We start from the raw sequence: 15015 nt of genomic DNA, 5'->3' as shown, positions 1-15015 counted from the left end.
ATCTTAAAAGGGAATGCCCGTAATAGGCATTCCCTTTGCTTTGATGAAATCACGTTGGAAAATCAAAGGACATTTCGTTGTATTGCGTGGTGAAAACGGGTATTCTATTGGTAGGTGGTGAAATGATGGGATTAACATTATATTGGTACCCAAAATGCGGCACATGCCGTAATGCGAAGAAGTGGTTGGATAGTCATGAACTGCAATATGAAGCGATCCATATAGCGGAAAATCCGCCTTCTCGAACTGAAATAGAACAACTATACAAAAACAGCGGATTAGAGTTGAAGAAGTTTTTCAATACTAGCGGTCAAAAATATCGGGAGCTCGGTTTAAAGGATAAGTTGAAAGAAGCTTCTGAAGCAGAGATGCTTGATATATTGTCCACTGATGGCATGCTGCTGAAAAGGCCGATCGTAACGGATGGCACTAAAGTGACAGTGGGTTTCAAAGAAGAGCAATTCGAACAGGTTTGGAACTGAAATTATACAAAATATTTGGTTAATTTCTTACTTAAAACAAAGTTCTACCTTATAATGTAATAGATAAAACAAGATGTACATATGGAGGGAATTAATAATGACAACGCCAAAAGAACTTCGTTACACTAAAGAACATGAATGGGTCAAAACGGAAGATGGAACAGTTCGCATCGGAATAACAGCTTTTGCCCAGTCCGAACTTGGGGACATCGTTTTCGTCGAGCTTCCAGAGGTCGGGGATGAATTGAAAGCGAACGAGCCATTTGGAAGTGTTGAATCCGTTAAAACCGTTTCTGAGCTTTATGCTCCTATCAGTGGCAAGGTTGTTGAAGTGAACGATGATTTAAGTGACAACCCTGAATATGTGAATGAATCTCCTTTTGAAAAAGCATGGATGATTGTGCTGGAGCCATCAAATAGCAGTGATATTGAAAACCTGATGAGTGCTGAAGAATATGAGAGCTTGATTAACGGGTAAAGCGAAGTAGAGGGGGGCCAGATAAAGGCCTCCTCTCTTTTTCATTTTGTAATATGGCAGTTGCGCACATAATTCGTGAGATGGAGTGATGACATGGAATTCGGCGAATTCGATAAAGTGATCATTGTAGAAGGCAGTTCTGATAGAAGAAAAGTTGCCTCCGTTTTAAATGAAGATGTGGAAATAAGATGTACGAATGGAACCATATCATTAACTAAGCTAGATGAATTTGTTGATGAATTAATGGATCGTGATGTCTATCTCCTTTTTGACGCAGATGAATCAGGAGAAAAGCTGCGGAGGCAATTCCGGAGGGAAATGCCGGAAGCGAACCACTTGTACATTAATAAAATGTACAAGGAAGTGGAAAGCTCGCCCGAACATCATATCGCAACTGTCCTTTTATCTGCCAATATGAATGTGAAAATGAAATTTTTAAGCCAAAGGGTGAACGACTAATTGATGCGGGAATGGAAAGAAGAAGAGTGTCAGCTTGCTGTTGAAAAAGGGGAAACCTTTTGCTTATATTTATATACGCCTTTATGTGGTACCTGTCAGGTGGCTTCCAAGATGCTGACGATTTCATTGGAACTTTTCCCGGATTTTAAGGCAGGCAAAATGAACATGAATTATGTTCAAGCAATTGCGGAATCGTATGAAATTGAAAGCGTCCCTTGTTTATTGCTTTTCAAAGAAGGACAGCTGCACAAAAAAATATATGCCTTTCAATCCGTTCCTTATTTGTATGGATTGCTTAAGGAAATTAGCTAAGAAACCAACCAGGTACGGGTTGGTTTTTTAGTTTTGGATAGGTAGGGGCCAAAATCTAAATAAAACGTAGAATATTCTAACTATTTATTGACTGGATAAATCTAAAATGCTATATTTTGAATTAAGAAAGTAACTGCTGAATTTAATAGTTCTTATCAAGAGTGGCGGAGGGACTGGCCCGACGAAGCCCGGCAACCGGTATAAATTTATATACGGTGCTAATTCCAGCAGAGTGTTGGCTCTGGAAGATGAGGTGTGTATGGAAACCTCTTCTTGTGGAAGTGGTTTTTTTGTTATTCAATGGATTTCCTGGTTTTATTATAATTCCAACTAAATCGATAGAAGAAGAGGAGAAAGCGTATGTCAGAGAAAAAGTTGCGTTTCGAAACATTGAGTGTTCATGGTGGTCTGCAAGCTGATGAAACAGGTGCCCGTGCAGTTCCTGTTTACCAAAGTAATGCATACTTGTTCAAAGACACCGACCATGCAGCAAATTTATTTGGCTTAAAGGAGAATGGCTATATCTATTCTCGACTCCATAACCCCACGGTCAGCGTTTTCGAGGAGAGAATGGCCTTATTGGAAGGCGGGATCGGCGGATTGGCAACAGCAAGCGGAATGGCGGCCATTTCCCTGTCAATCTTGAATATTGCCGGTGCAGGGGATGAGATTGTTTCAGCCTCTACATTGTATGGTGGTACGTATAATCTTTTTGAGAATACTCTCCCTAAATATGGGATTAAAGTGAAATTCGTCTCCCCTGATGACCCTGAAAATTTTAAAAGGGCGATTACGCCAAGAACAAAAGCCATATTTGCCGAAACAATTGGAAATCCAAGCTTGAGAGTCCTAGATATCGAAGCGGTAGCGGATATCGCCCACGATGCCGGCATACCTTTAATTATCGATAATACCTTCGCTACACCATATCTTTGCAGACCCATTGATTTTGGAGCGGATATTGTCATCCATTCTGCTACAAAATGGCTATTGGGAAATGGGACGACATTAGGCGGTGTCATTGTGGATGGAGGGAAGTTCGACTGGAACTCGCCAAACTACCCTGGCTTTACCGAGCCTGATCCAAGCTACGATGATCTCGTATATTCGGAGGCAGTGGGACCCGCTGCTTTTATTACAAAAGCCCGAGTGCAATTACTTCGTGATTTAGGCCCTGCGTTAAGTGCCCAAAGTGCATTTCAGTTTACGCTTGGACTTGAAACGCTGCATGTAAGAATGAAAGAGCATATCTCGAACACCAAGTCTGTCATTCAATATTTGAAAAATCATCCGGCCGTGACCTGGGTTTCATATCCTGCTAATGAGGATCATCCGGATAAAGCCCTTGCAGATAAATACTTGCCTAAGGGAGCAGGATCGGTTGTGACCTTTGGAATACAAGGTGACCGTGAGGCCGGAGCGAAACTTATCAATTCGGTTGAATTATGGTCCCATGTAGCGAATGTTGGGGATGCTAAGAGTTTAATCATCCATCCCGCCAGCACGACCCATCAACAATTGAATGATGCAGGTCTGGCGAAAGCGGGTGTGAGTGCTGATCAAGTCCGCCTATCCATTGGGATAGAAAATGTTGAGGATTTAATTGAAGATTTAGAGCAGGCAATTGAAAAAGCAACGAATATCGTCTCCTTGGCTTCTAAAACGATTTAAGGAAAAGACAAGTTCATATTATTATAGAAATATTATACATTGCACTCCTTTTTTATCTATGATAAAATTTCACCATACTAAAGAACTTAATGATGTACAAAATATTCTATATATTAGCTCTTATCAAGAGAGGTGGAGGGATGTGCCCGATGAAACCCGGCAACCGACAAGGAGATTTCCTTGGAAAGGTGCCAATTCACACAAAGTTTAATCACTTTGGAAGATGAGAGGAAGGCCAATCTTTTTACCTGCCTTTCTGCTCATGCAGAAAGGTTTTTTCTATTCCATATTGGGGAAACCTTTGCATGGGCAGTGAAATTGGTAAAAGCACAAACTAATTATGTAGAGAAATCAACTAAGTTCATAGGTTTTATTGGATAAAGAGGTGAGTATTAATGATTACATTGACTAATGTCAGTAAGCTGTTTCGAACAGGAAAAGGAAGCAGTGAGACGATCAAGGCTGTAAATAATGTAAATGTTGAAATAAATAAAGGCGAGATTTTCGGTATTATTGGCTACAGTGGAGCTGGGAAAAGTACTTTGATCAGAATGCTCAATGGCTTGGAAACGCCCACGGAGGGATCCGTTGTGGTGGCTGATAAGGAAATTTCTAAGATAAATGGGGCAAAGCTTCGTATGGCCCGTCAAGAAATCAGCATGATTTTCCAACATTTCAATCTATTATGGTCCAGGACCGTCCAAGAGAACATTTCCTTTCCGTTGGAAATTGCAGGAGTTTCGAAATATGAACGCACCAAACGTGTGAACGAATTAATCAAGTTAGTCGGACTGGAAGGCAGGGAAAAGGCGTATCCATCGCAATTGAGCGGTGGGCAAAAGCAAAGGGTGGGAATAGCCAGGGCTCTTGCCAATGATCCTAAAGTGCTGCTATGTGATGAAGCGACTTCTGCTTTAGATCCACAGACTACTGACTCCATACTTGAATTGCTTGTTGACATCAATCAGCGCCTTGGGCTAACGATTGTGTTGATAACACATGAGATGCATGTAATACGTAAAATCTGTCACCGTGTGGCTGTGATGGAAAGCGGGCAAGTTGTTGAACAGGGACCTGTCCTGGATGTTTTCAAGAATCCTAAAGAACAAATGACAAAGCGTTTCGTGCAACAGGTAACGGAACCGGAAGAAACGAAAGAAACAATGGACCATTTACTCGAACGCTTTCCTGCAGGTAAAGTTATTCAACTGACCTTTGTAGGGGACCATGCCGAAAGCCCGTTGATCACCAAGCTCGTACGTAACTACGAGTTGGACGTTAATATCGTTCAAGGTAAGATATCCCAAACCAGAAGCGGTTCATATGGAACGCTGTTCATCCATCTTGATGGCACAGAGGATGAAATGCTCCGCGCAATCGAATTCATTAAAGAACAGCAGGTAGGCGTGGAGGTGATTACTCATGCTTGAAGAATTATTGCCGAATGTGGATTGGGAAGACATTATTGAAGCAACGAAAGAAACACTATATATGACAAGCATATCTGTAGTAGCTACCTTTTTTATAGGCATACTATTAGGGTTGATCCTGTTCTTGACAGGGAAAGGGAATATGTGGCAAAACCGGACGGTTAACGTGGTTATGAGTGCTGTCGTTAATATATTCCGTTCCATTCCGTTTCTTATTTTGATCGTGCTGCTCATTCCATTCACTAAAGCACTTGTCGGTTCCATGATTGGTGAGAATGCTGCACTGCCAGCACTTATTATCGGTGCGGCCCCATTTTATGCACGCATGGTTGAAATCGGCCTCCGTGAAATCGATAAAGGTGTAATTGAAGCTGCCAAATCCATGGGGGCAAAAACGAGCACGATCATTTGGAAGGTCCTGCTTCCAGAGTCGATGCCGGCCCTTATTTCCGGGATTACGGTAACATCGATTGCATTGGTCGGCTACACAGCAATGGCTGGTGTCATCGGTGCAGGAGGGCTTGGTAATCTAGCCTATCTGGACGGCTATCAAAGAAATCACAATGACGTTACTCTTGTAGCGACTATCGTTATTCTAATTATCGTCTTCATAATTCAAATTATTGGAGATATGATTACATCTAAATTGGATAAAAGATAAAGGGAGATGAATTGAATGAAAAAGTTTTTGGGATTTGCATTAATTTTAGTGTTATCGATCGCTTTGGCGGCTTGTGGAAGTGAAAAGGATAAAAGTGGCAGCGATACGGATAAAGAATCGAAGAAATTAGTAGTAGGTGCATCAAATGTTCCGCATGCTGAAATCCTTGAGAAAGCAAAGCCAATACTTAAAGAAAAAGGCATCGATTTGGAAATCGAAACATTCCAGGACTATGTTTTACCGAATAAGGCATTGAATGATAAGGAATTGGATGCTAACTATTTTCAACACTTACCTTTCTTAGAGTCGGCAATTAAAGAGAATGGATATGATTTCGTCAATGCGGGCGGGATTCACATCGAGCCTATCGGTTTATATTCACAAAAATATAAAAGCATCGATAAACTTCCTGATGGAGCAACGATCATTTTAAGCAGCTCTGTCGCTGACCATGGCCGTGCTTTATCACTGTTGGAAAGGAATGGCCTCATCAAGTTGAAAGAGGGCATCGATAAAACGACAGCTACAACGAAAGACATCATTGAAAATAAGAAAAACTTTAAATTCGACGCTGAATATGAAGCGGCATTACTTCCGAAAATCTATGAAAGCGGCGAAGGCGATGCTGTTTTGATCAACTCTAACTATGCAATCGACGCTGGCTTGAATCCATTGAAAGATTCAATTGCGATCGAAGATTCCGAATCACCTTATGTGAATGTCATCGCTGTAAATAAAGGCGATGAAAATAAAGAAGAAATCAAAGCTCTTGTAGAAGTATTGCATTCTAAAGAAATCAAAGATTTCATCCTTGAGGAATACAAAGGTGCGGTTGTACCAGCGGATAAATGATTCAAGAATGGCCTGATTTAATTCGATCGCAGTTTGTAGACAAAAAGGTTTCGGAATGGTCACATTCCGAAACCTTTTTGATTTTTTATTGGATTTGAAGCACTTAAAGCGATTTGTACTTTCGATGCCCTCTGTATTTGTTGTTGAGTGCTTTAAAATCCTGCCGATGGGCAGAGATAACAATCAAAACGTTCATATTACACATGTCATGATTGCGGAAGTATCCTTCTTTTGTTCGAGGAGGTGTATAGGGTTAGGCTGGTGTTTTGTAAGTTGCATCTGCGGCAACAGCTTCAATCAGGTTTTCCAACTTTTTCAATAACTTGTTCAATCAGATGCTCTAAGATACGACTATCATGCGTATTTCCGGTTGTTACTATCGTCCCAAATACAAATCCGTTACGGTCTGCTGCCGCATGAAATGAATAGGAAAACTGTTTTGTTCGTTCATCTTTCACATAACATAGAGAAGTGAGAAGTAAGGCGCTTGATCATGGGAACCGTAACCTAAAACCAACGGTATCATGTTGTTTTCAACTTCTTCAATCGTTTTACGCATGAAACGAAAAAAGACTGTAGGCAAAAGTGGTTCTATTTAATTGTTTAGTCTTAGTGGATTGGAACGGAAGGTACGAGACTCCTGCGGCAAAAGCGAGTGCCCTACGTTCCAAGTAACGTTCAAATTTTAAAATCCTAAAAAAACTGTAGACAAACTCAATTATCATCCAGTTTGTCTACAGTCAGAGGCCTGATTTAATTCGGGTCGGTTTTTTATGTTTAAAGTGTGAATAGTAGGGTAAAAGGTTAAAGAAAGAAATAAAATGAAACACAAATTTGAAAGGATGGTTCACTATCAATACTCTAGAGTTAAATGTAACAAGCGAAATGGAAAAGGCGATGCAGTCTTCACATGGGATTGGCTACAGTGAGTACAGTAGAAACTTAGACCTCCGTATTGAGGTTGAGAAAGAACGAGATAGGGAACATGAAAAGTGCAACAAAATGGTCCTAGACCTACAACGTAAAATTCACGGCTAAGCATATAAAAGAGTTCTTTAAAAGATCGGTCTGTAGAGGTAAAATGATAAGTGGTCCAGAAAATAAGGGTTTCCTTATTGGATTATCTTACATAACGCCAAACAGTCCGATTTTTTTCTTTTCAAAGTGAAACGTTCATACCTTCCAATCAAATCTTTTGAACATATAATAATAAGCAACGAAGATTTGCCGAATAATAAGATAATTTTAACAAAAGCTAAATAAGGCTTAATATGCTGTATGTTGGCTATAACTGTTAGTATTATTAGAATGGGACAGGTTTTCACCATGTAAGAAATAGAAACCCCTATCTATATTAGTTGATTCTAAATTGGATTTGTTATAAAATTGGAATGAGAATAAAGTGAGAATGCTTTTACGAAAATTATAGTAAAGAAAGTAATCTTTACTTTCTGGTAATAAAATAGGAATTAGTTCACGGAGGTATTATTATGTCAGCTTCTACATTAACGGTTAAAGATCTTCACGTATCTATTGAAGGTAAAGAGATTTTAAAAGGGGTTAACCTTGAAGTTAAAGGTGGAGAAATCCATGCGATCATGGGACCTAATGGAACTGGTAAATCAACTTTATCATCAGCAATCATGGGTCACCCAAAATATGAAGTAACAAGCGGAAGCATCACATTCGATGGTGAAGACGTTTTGGAAATGGAAGTCGACGAGCGTGCTCGTGTCGGTCTATTCCTTGCTATGCAATATCCAAGTGAAATCAGTGGTGTTACAAACGCCGACTTCTTACGTTCTTCCATTAATGCACGCCGTGAAGAAGGCGATGAAATTTCATTAATGAAATTCATTCGTCAAATGGACCAAAAAATGGAATTTCTTGAGATGGATGAAGATATGGCACAACGCTATTTAAATGAAGGTTTTTCCGGCGGAGAGAAAAAACGTAACGAGATTCTTCAATTAATGATGATTCAACCTAAAATTGCAATTTTAGATGAGATTGATTCAGGGCTTGATATCGATGCACTTAAAGTCGTTTCAAAAGGAATCAATGAAATGCGCGGAGAAGACTTTGGGTGCTTGATCATCACTCACTACCAACGTCTATTGAATTACATCACTCCTGACTATGTACATGTTATGATGCAAGGACGTGTCGTTAAATCAGGTGGTCCTGAACTTGCTGCCCGCTTGGAAGCGGAAGGTTATGATTGGATCAAACAAGAATTGGGCATTGAAGACGAAACTGTTGGCGAAGAAGCGTAAGTAGGAGGATTTGCAATGACTACAGAAACGAAATTACCGTTTGAACAAGAGGATATAAGCTCTTATTCAACTAAAAATAACGAGCCTGCTTGGCTTTCAGAGCTACGGATTCAAGCGTTTTCTGAATTTGAAAAGCTCCCTATGCCAAAGCCGGATAAAACGAAAATTGACAAATGGAATTTTACTTCTTTCAAGACCCATGCGGTTGAAAGTGAAGCTTTTGCCTCTATAGAAGAGCTTCCGGAAGAAATTAAATCCATCATTGAAGAAAATGGAAACTTATACATTCAACGCAACAATACGCCGGCGCATATCAATCTGTCAGCAAATGTGAAAGAACAAGGCGTCATTTTTACGGATATTTTAACAGCGGCTCGTGACCATGCTGAGCTTGTGCAAAAATATTTCATGAAAGACGGAGTTAAAATAGATGAGCATCGTTTAACAGCACTACATGCTGCATTGGTTAATGGGGGAGCATTCCTTTATGTTCCGAAAAATGTAGAAGTCAAAGAGCCGATTCAATCGGTATTCCTATTGGATAATCCAGATACTACACTTTTCAACCATGTATTGATCGTAGCGGAAGATAATAGCTCTGTCACATATGTAGAGAACTATTTCTCGACTGTTGAGTCTAACGAAGGGATTGCCAACATCGTAACTGAAGTATTTGCGAATGCAAATGCAAAAGTGGAATACGGGGCGGTCGATACCCTTTCAAAAGGCTTTACGACTTACGTTAACCGCCGTGGGGTGGCAGGACGTGACGCTCGTATTGAGTGGGCACTTGGCCTGATGAACGATGGAAATACGATTTCAGATAACACAACATATCTAATGGGCGATGGCTCGCACGGTGATACTAAAACCGTTGTAGTCGGTCGCGGGGAACAAAAACAAAACTTTACGACAGCGATCATTCATTATGGCAAACGCTCTGAGGGCTATATCCTTAAGCACGGTGTCATGAAAGACGCGGCATCATCCATTTTTAATGGAATTGGAAAAATAGAGTATGGTGCTACAAAGGCCAATGCCGAACAAGAATCACGCGTACTGATGTTAAGTGAAAAAGCACGCGGAGATGCCAATCCAATCCTTTTAATTGATGAAGATGATGTAACGGCTGGTCACGCCGCTTCTGTAGGTCGTGTTGACCCGCTTCAACTGTATTATTTAATGAGCCGTGGTATTACGAAGAAAGAAGCAGAAAGACTTGTCATTCACGGATTCTTGGCCCCAGTTGTTAACCAGCTTCCTATTGAGGGAGTTAAAAAACAATTAGTAGCGGTCATTGAAAGGAAAGTACAGTAATGAACCCATACGAAATTCGTAAGCTTTTTCCGATATTAGATCAAGAAGTCAACGGTCAGCCATTAGTTTATTTAGATAGTGCTGCAACCTCCCAAAAACCGGCTGCAGTGATTGAAGCGATTGAGCAATATTACCGTGGATACAACTCGAATGTTCACCGCGGAGTGCATACACTTGGAACAAAAGCTACGGATGCGTATGAAGGTGCACGGGAAAAGGTACGTAAATTCATTAATGCTTCTTCTACAGAAGAAATCATCTTTACTAGAGGGACGACCACTTCTTTAAATACTGTAGCAAGAAGTTACGGTGGAGCAAATGTAAAAGAGGGTGACGAAATCGTCATCTCTTACATGGAGCACCACAGTAATATCATTCCGTGGCAGCAGCTAGCCAGAGAAAAAGGCGCTGTACTGAAGTATATTCCGCTTCAAGAGGATGGCACGATTTCAATTGATGATGTGAGGGCTACAATTACAGATGCAACGAAAATCGTTTCCATCATGCAGGTTTCGAATGTACTTGGTGTTATCAATCCTGTGAAGGAAATCGCAAAAATTGCCCATGAACACAATGCTGTAATGGTAGTCGATGGGGCACAAAGCACGCCGCATCTAAAAGTGGATGTCCGTGATTTGGATTGTGATTTCTTTGCCTTCTCAGGTCATAAAATGGTCGGTCCAACAGGTATCGGCGTATTATATGGCAAAAAAGAACTTCTTGAAAAAATGGAGCCAATTGAATTCGGCGGAGAGATGATTGATTTTGTAGGCTTGTATGAGTCTACATGGAAAGAACTCCCGTGGAAATTCGAAGGCGGTACCCCTATCATTGCCGGAGCCATCGGCATGGGGGCTGCAATTGATTTCTTGGAAGAAATCGGCTTGGATCATATTGAACGGCATGAACATAAACTCGCCGCTTATGCAATGGAGAAAATGTCCGCAATCGAAGGGATAACCATATACGGTCCTAAAGATTCAGAAAAGCGTGCGGGTGTAGTTACTTTTAATATTAATGACGTACATCCACATGATGTCGCTACCGTACTTGATGCAGATGGAATTGCTGTCCGTGCCGGTCATCACTGCGCACAGCCATTAATGAAATGGCTTGACGTGTCATCGACAGCAAGAGCGAGTTTCTATCTCTATAACACGGAAGAAGATATTGATAAGCTTGTGTCCGGGCTTGTTAAAACGAAGGAGTATTTCAGCAATGTCTTTTGATAACTTAGATACACTCTACCGTCAGGTCATTATGGATCATTATAAGAAACCACGTAACAAAGGTATGCTTGAAGATGGCAGCATGACAATCGATATGAACAATCCAACTTGCGGTGATCGGATTCGTTTAACGATGAAGATTGAAGATGGAAAAGTCAGCGATGTTAAATTCGATGGTGACGGTTGTTCGATATCCATGAGTTCAGCTTCCATGATGACTCAAGCCATTAAGGGCAAAGACGTTGATACTGCTTTAAAGATATCCGAGACCTTTTCCTTAATGATTCAGGGAAAAGAATATGATGATGAAATTGATCTTGGGGATATTGAAGCCCTTCAAGGAGTTTCTAAATTCCCTGCTCGAATCAAGTGTGCCACTTTAGCTTGGAAGGCCATGGAAAAGGGATTGAAGGAATAATTAAATTAAAATGAGCTGTTGTAATTCAGCCATTTGAAATGGAGGAATACGAGCTATGGCAAAGAAAATGCCTGAAATCGGCGATTATAAATATGGCTTTGCGGATAAAGATGTTTCCATCTTCCGTTCAAAGCGTGGTCTTACGAAAGAAATCGTGGAAGAAATTTCTCGAATGAAGGATGAACCGCAATGGATGCTTGATTTCCGTTTGAAATCATTGGAGCATTTTTACAATATGCCAATGCCTCAATGGGGCGGCGACATGCAAAGCTTGAACTTTGATGAAATCACATACTATGTTAAGCCATCAGAGAAATCAGAAAAATCTTGGGATGAAGTTCCTGACGAAATCAAACAGACTTTTGATAAACTGGGAATTCCTGAAGCTGAACAAAAATACCTTGCTGGTGTATCGGCTCAATATGAATCAGAAGTGGTTTACCATAGCATGAAAGAGGAATTGGAAGATTTGGGTATCGTCTTTAAAGATACGGACTCTGCACTTCGTGAAAATGAAGATATCTTCCGTGAGCATTTCGGTAAAACAATCCCGCCTACTGATAATAAGTTTTCGGCATTGAATTCAGCTGTATGGTCAGGCGGATCTTTCATCTATGTTCCAAAAGGTGTTAAAGTGGATACTCCGCTTCAAGCTTATTTCCGAATCAACTCTGAAAACATGGGTCAATTCGAACGTACGCTAATCATTGTTGATGAAGGGGCATCCGTTCACTATGTAGAAGGTTGTACAGCACCTGTTTATACAACTAACTCCCTTCATAGTGCGGTTGTTGAAATCATCATTAAAAAAGATGCTTACTGCCGTTACACAACGATTCAAAACTGGGCAAACAACGTGTTTAACCTGGTTACGAAACGTGCGGTTTGTGATGCTAACGCAACAATGGAATGGATTGATGGTAACATCGGTTCTAAATTGACAATGAAATATCCTGCTGTCATCTTAAAAGGTGAAGGCGCTCGCGGTATGACATTATCGATTGCCATTGCTGGAAAAGGCCAACATCAAGATGCTGGAGCGAAAATGATTCATCTTGCGCCAAATACATCTTCAACTATCGTATCAAAATCAATTTCTAAACAAGGCGGTAAAGTAACATACCGTGGTATCGTTCATTTCGGACGTAAAGCGGATGGTGCTCGTTCTAACATTGAATGTGATACATTAATCATGGATAATCAGTCTACCTCTGATACAATCCCATATAATGAAATCTTGAATGATAACATTTCCCTTGAACACGAAGCGAAGGTTTCCAAAGTATCGGAAGAGCAATTGTTCTACCTAATGAGCCGCGGAATCTCTGAGCAAGAAGCAACGGAAATGATCGTAATGGGCTTCATCGAACCATTTACAAAAGAACTTCCTATGGAATACGCGGTTGAAATGAACCGTCTGATCAAGTTCGAAATGGAAGGCTCCATCGGATAATAACCGACGGATTGCCTGTAAGGCGATTCAGAACAATCCAAAATAAAAAGCCTGCCAGGGAGACTTGGCAGGCTTTTTATTTTGGAAAGTGAAATCCGGCCGCCATTATGAAAAGATTAAAGATGCCTATGCAAGGGTGAAAAATAGTATGGGAAAAGTCGGAAAAGGGTCTTGTCAGGAGAAAGGAGTAATGGTGCAGATGATTTATGTTGGTGTGACTGGATGGGGCGATCACGATAGTTTATATCCTGGCGGGGTGCCCCAACGTGATAAACTGAAAGAGTATGGGGCTCATTTTCCCATTGTGGAGGTGGATGCCTCATTTTATGCGGTCCAGCCTAAGAGGAACAGTGAAAAGTGGGTGTCAGAAACACCTGCGTCCTTTCATTTTGTCGTTAAAGCCTATCAGGGGATGACAGGACATCAGCGTGGGGAAATTCCATTTGAAAGTAAAAAGGAAATGTTCAAAGCCTTTCGCGACTCTCTTGAAGCTTATCAGAAGGCCGGCAAGCTTGCTATGGTCCTATTTCAATTTCCACCATGGTTTGATTGTAAACGTGAGAATGTAAACTACCTACGATGGTGCAGAGCTGAGATGGGCGATATGCCAGTTGCCATAGAATTCCGGAATCAAAGCTGGTACAGACCCAACATGGTCCAGCAAACTTTGGATTTTATCCAAAAGGAAGGTTGGATTCATACTGTATGTGACGAGCCGCAGGCTGGAGAAGGGTCCATTCCTGTCGTCCTGCATCCGACTCATCAAGATAAAACCCTGATACGCTTTCATGGCCGAAATTTGCATGGTTGGCAAAAATCATCGTCGGGAGATAATTGGCGGGAAGTCAGGTACTTATACCGATATAATCATCAGGAATTGACCGAATGGGTGGAGAAGATCAAGATATTAGAAAAGCAATGTAAGGAGATATATGTCCTTTTCAATAATAACTCAGGCGGAGATGCCGCAGATAATGCCAAGCAAATGATCGAGTTGCTTGGTATAGAATATGAAGGACTGGCTCCTAAGCAGCTTGGTTTGTTTTAACAGGCATTATATAATTAATAAAGAGATAACGTGACAAGCGAGTTAATGAGCGCTAGAATCACAAACAGATAAAGGCGGATTTCTACATGGTATGGGTAGTATTAGTAGGTATCGGATTAATAGCGGGATCAATCGGCTCTCTAGTCGGTCTGGGCGGTGGCATTATCATTGTACCTTCTCTTTTGTATTTAGGTACATCTACAGATATAATCGATGAACTGACACCCCAGATTGCTGTCGGTATATCAACCGTGATCATGATTTTTACCGGTTTATCATCTACTTTATCTTATTTAAAACATAAAGTGGTGGATTATAAGGCAGGGTTAGTCTTTTTCATAGGCAGTGCGCCTGGTGGCATAATAGGAGCCTATGTGAATAGGAACCTTAACGTGGAAGCTTTCTCCTTGTATTTTGGACTTTTCATGGTTTTCATGGCTATCGTGCTATTAGTGAAAGATCGTTTGAAGCCCATGGTTTTCAAGCCTGGAAAAGGGAAAATCGTTAAAACGTATAAAAGGGAGAATGGACATTCATTTTCCTATGGGTACCACCCACTGATAGCTGTAGTGATTACATTTGTCGTGGGTTTCAGCTCAGGGTTATTTGGAATTGGCGGTGGCGCCTTAATGGTTCCCGTAATGATGCTGCTTTTCTTCTTCCCTCCGCATATGGCTGTAGCGACTTCGATGTTCATGGTATTTTTGTCTTCCATCACTAATTCGATTACGCACATTTCCCTTGGGAATGTAAATTGGCCATATGCTCTTGCCCTGATTCCGGGTGCATGGTTCGGTGCAAAATTGGGGGCATTCATTAATACGCGCCTAAAGAGTGCGTCACTTGAAAATATGTTGAAAATAGTGCTGATAATCATTGGTTTACGTCTTATATACCAAGGTATTACAGGATAAACGAGGAGGAAAAAT

15 protein-coding genes, 1 pseudogene and 2 riboswitches are annotated in these 15015 nt (G+C 40.9%); of the genes and pseudogenes, 15 read left to right on the top strand and 1 reads right to left on the bottom strand.

Annotation, left to right across the window (positions count from 1 at the left end):
- The first annotated feature begins 125 nt into the window (after positions 1-125).
- From ACQKMH_RS17105 to ACQKMH_RS17070, 8 genes are all read left to right on the top strand, one after another.
- Positions 126-482 carry an arsenate reductase family protein gene (locus tag ACQKMH_RS17105; RefSeq protein ID WP_427588997.1) on the top strand — a complete coding sequence of 119 codons (357 nt, stop codon included), beginning with the start codon at positions 126-128 and terminating at the stop codon, positions 480-482.
- A gap of 97 nt (positions 483-579) precedes the next feature.
- Positions 580-960: a glycine cleavage system protein GcvH gene (gcvH, locus tag ACQKMH_RS17100; protein ID WP_427588681.1), complete on the top strand. Its 381-nt coding sequence runs from the start codon at positions 580-582 to the stop codon at positions 958-960.
- A 93-nt stretch (positions 961-1053) separates the two neighbouring features.
- Positions 1054-1419 (top strand): toprim domain-containing protein, encoded by a 366-nt coding sequence (locus tag ACQKMH_RS17095; protein ID WP_427588680.1) that lies wholly within the window; start codon positions 1054-1056, stop codon positions 1417-1419.
- Between the two features lie 3 nt (positions 1420-1422).
- On the top strand, positions 1423-1731 hold the full coding sequence (locus ACQKMH_RS17090; RefSeq protein ID WP_427588996.1) for a thioredoxin family protein: 309 nt from the start codon (positions 1423-1425) through the stop codon (positions 1729-1731).
- 149 nt (positions 1732-1880) lie between these two features.
- Positions 1881-1986: riboswitch (SAM riboswitch) on the top strand.
- A gap of 105 nt (positions 1987-2091) precedes the next feature.
- Entirely contained in the window at positions 2092-3402 is a 1311-nt protein-coding gene (locus ACQKMH_RS17085; RefSeq protein ID WP_427588679.1) for an O-acetylhomoserine aminocarboxypropyltransferase/cysteine synthase family protein, read from the top strand.
- 117 nt (positions 3403-3519) lie between these two features.
- Positions 3520-3632, top strand: a riboswitch (SAM riboswitch).
- Between the two features lie 165 nt (positions 3633-3797).
- A complete protein-coding gene (locus tag ACQKMH_RS17080) occupies positions 3798-4832 on the top strand; it encodes a methionine ABC transporter ATP-binding protein (RefSeq protein ID WP_427588678.1) in 1035 nt (344 codons plus the stop codon).
- Complete coding sequence (locus ACQKMH_RS17075; protein ID WP_427588677.1) at positions 4825-5493, top strand: methionine ABC transporter permease; 669 nt, start codon at positions 4825-4827, stop codon at positions 5491-5493. Before ACQKMH_RS17080 ends, ACQKMH_RS17075 begins: the two co-directional genes overlap by 8 nt.
- 15 nt (positions 5494-5508) lie before the next feature.
- The gene (locus tag ACQKMH_RS17070) at positions 5509-6345 is read left to right on the top strand and encodes a MetQ/NlpA family ABC transporter substrate-binding protein (RefSeq protein WP_427588676.1); all 837 of its coding nucleotides are present in this window, start codon (positions 5509-5511) and stop codon (positions 6343-6345) included.
- An 87-nt stretch (positions 6346-6432) separates the two neighbouring features.
- On the opposite strand, the pseudogene ACQKMH_RS17065 reads toward ACQKMH_RS17070, so the two are convergent.
- A pseudogene (locus ACQKMH_RS17065) lies at positions 6433-6806 on the bottom strand (IS5/IS1182 family transposase); the annotation flags it as partial.
- Between the two features lie 1029 nt (positions 6807-7835).
- Here ACQKMH_RS17065 and sufC point away from each other — a divergent pair.
- From sufC to ACQKMH_RS17030, 7 genes are all read left to right on the top strand, one after another.
- Positions 7836-8621 (top strand): Fe-S cluster assembly ATPase SufC, encoded by a 786-nt coding sequence (gene sufC, locus ACQKMH_RS17060; protein ID WP_061465489.1) that lies wholly within the window; start codon positions 7836-7838, stop codon positions 8619-8621.
- Between the two features lie 15 nt (positions 8622-8636).
- The gene (sufD, locus tag ACQKMH_RS17055; RefSeq protein WP_427588675.1) at positions 8637-9938 is read left to right on the top strand and encodes a Fe-S cluster assembly protein SufD; all 1302 of its coding nucleotides are present in this window, start codon (positions 8637-8639) and stop codon (positions 9936-9938) included.
- Entirely contained in the window at positions 9938-11167 is a 1230-nt protein-coding gene (locus ACQKMH_RS17050; protein ID WP_427588674.1) for a cysteine desulfurase, read from the top strand. Before sufD ends, ACQKMH_RS17050 begins: the two co-directional genes overlap by 1 nt.
- Positions 11157-11585: a Fe-S cluster assembly sulfur transfer protein SufU gene (sufU, locus tag ACQKMH_RS17045; RefSeq protein WP_427588673.1), complete on the top strand. Its 429-nt coding sequence runs from the start codon at positions 11157-11159 to the stop codon at positions 11583-11585. The genes ACQKMH_RS17050 and sufU overlap by 11 nt, the downstream gene beginning before the upstream one ends.
- Before the next feature lie 55 nt (positions 11586-11640).
- Positions 11641-13038: a Fe-S cluster assembly protein SufB gene (sufB, locus tag ACQKMH_RS17040; RefSeq protein WP_427588672.1), complete on the top strand. Its 1398-nt coding sequence runs from the start codon at positions 11641-11643 to the stop codon at positions 13036-13038.
- A gap of 199 nt (positions 13039-13237) precedes the next feature.
- Positions 13238-14086 carry a DUF72 domain-containing protein gene (locus ACQKMH_RS17035; RefSeq protein ID WP_427588995.1) on the top strand — a complete coding sequence of 283 codons (849 nt, stop codon included), beginning with the start codon at positions 13238-13240 and terminating at the stop codon, positions 14084-14086.
- 86 nt (positions 14087-14172) lie between these two features.
- Positions 14173-15000, top strand: a complete 828-nt coding sequence (locus ACQKMH_RS17030; protein ID WP_427588671.1) for a sulfite exporter TauE/SafE family protein — start codon at positions 14173-14175, stop codon at positions 14998-15000.
- The last annotated feature ends 15 nt before the right edge of the window (positions 15001-15015 follow it).

This window comes from Peribacillus sp. NPDC097895 (assembly GCF_050277555.1).
Lineage (GTDB): Bacteria > Bacillota > Bacilli > Bacillales > DSM-1321 > Peribacillus.
The sequence above is the reverse complement of the archived record's forward strand: the minus strand, read 5'-3'. Positions and strand labels throughout refer to the sequence as shown.

What these genes read in the sequence shown, in the direction of transcription:
- ACQKMH_RS17105 (WP_427588997.1), top strand. Translation starts at nt 126, where the DNA reads ATGGGATTAACATTATATTGGTACCCAAAATGCGGCACATGCCGTAAT.
- sufU (WP_427588673.1), top strand. Translation starts at nt 11,157, where the DNA reads ATGTCTTTTGATAACTTAGATACACTCTACCGTCAGGTCATTATGGAT.
- sufB (WP_427588672.1), top strand. Translation starts at nt 11,641, where the DNA reads ATGGCAAAGAAAATGCCTGAAATCGGCGATTATAAATATGGCTTTGCG.
- gcvH (WP_427588681.1), top strand. Translation starts at nt 580, where the DNA reads ATGACAACGCCAAAAGAACTTCGTTACACTAAAGAACATGAATGGGTC.
- ACQKMH_RS17050 (WP_427588674.1), top strand. Translation starts at nt 9,938, where the DNA reads ATGAACCCATACGAAATTCGTAAGCTTTTTCCGATATTAGATCAAGAA.
- ACQKMH_RS17035 (WP_427588995.1), top strand. Translation starts at nt 13,238, where the DNA reads ATGATTTATGTTGGTGTGACTGGATGGGGCGATCACGATAGTTTATAT.
- ACQKMH_RS17085 (WP_427588679.1), top strand. Translation starts at nt 2,092, where the DNA reads ATGTCAGAGAAAAAGTTGCGTTTCGAAACATTGAGTGTTCATGGTGGT.
- ACQKMH_RS17080 (WP_427588678.1), top strand. Translation starts at nt 3,798, where the DNA reads ATGATTACATTGACTAATGTCAGTAAGCTGTTTCGAACAGGAAAAGGA.
- sufD (WP_427588675.1), top strand. Translation starts at nt 8,637, where the DNA reads ATGACTACAGAAACGAAATTACCGTTTGAACAAGAGGATATAAGCTCT.
- ACQKMH_RS17030 (WP_427588671.1), top strand. Translation starts at nt 14,173, where the DNA reads ATGGTATGGGTAGTATTAGTAGGTATCGGATTAATAGCGGGATCAATC.
- sufC (WP_061465489.1), top strand. Translation starts at nt 7,836, where the DNA reads ATGTCAGCTTCTACATTAACGGTTAAAGATCTTCACGTATCTATTGAA.
- ACQKMH_RS17095 (WP_427588680.1), top strand. Translation starts at nt 1,054, where the DNA reads ATGGAATTCGGCGAATTCGATAAAGTGATCATTGTAGAAGGCAGTTCT.
- ACQKMH_RS17070 (WP_427588676.1), top strand. Translation starts at nt 5,509, where the DNA reads ATGAAAAAGTTTTTGGGATTTGCATTAATTTTAGTGTTATCGATCGCT.
- ACQKMH_RS17075 (WP_427588677.1), top strand. Translation starts at nt 4,825, where the DNA reads ATGCTTGAAGAATTATTGCCGAATGTGGATTGGGAAGACATTATTGAA.
- ACQKMH_RS17090 (WP_427588996.1), top strand. Translation starts at nt 1,423, where the DNA reads ATGCGGGAATGGAAAGAAGAAGAGTGTCAGCTTGCTGTTGAAAAAGGG.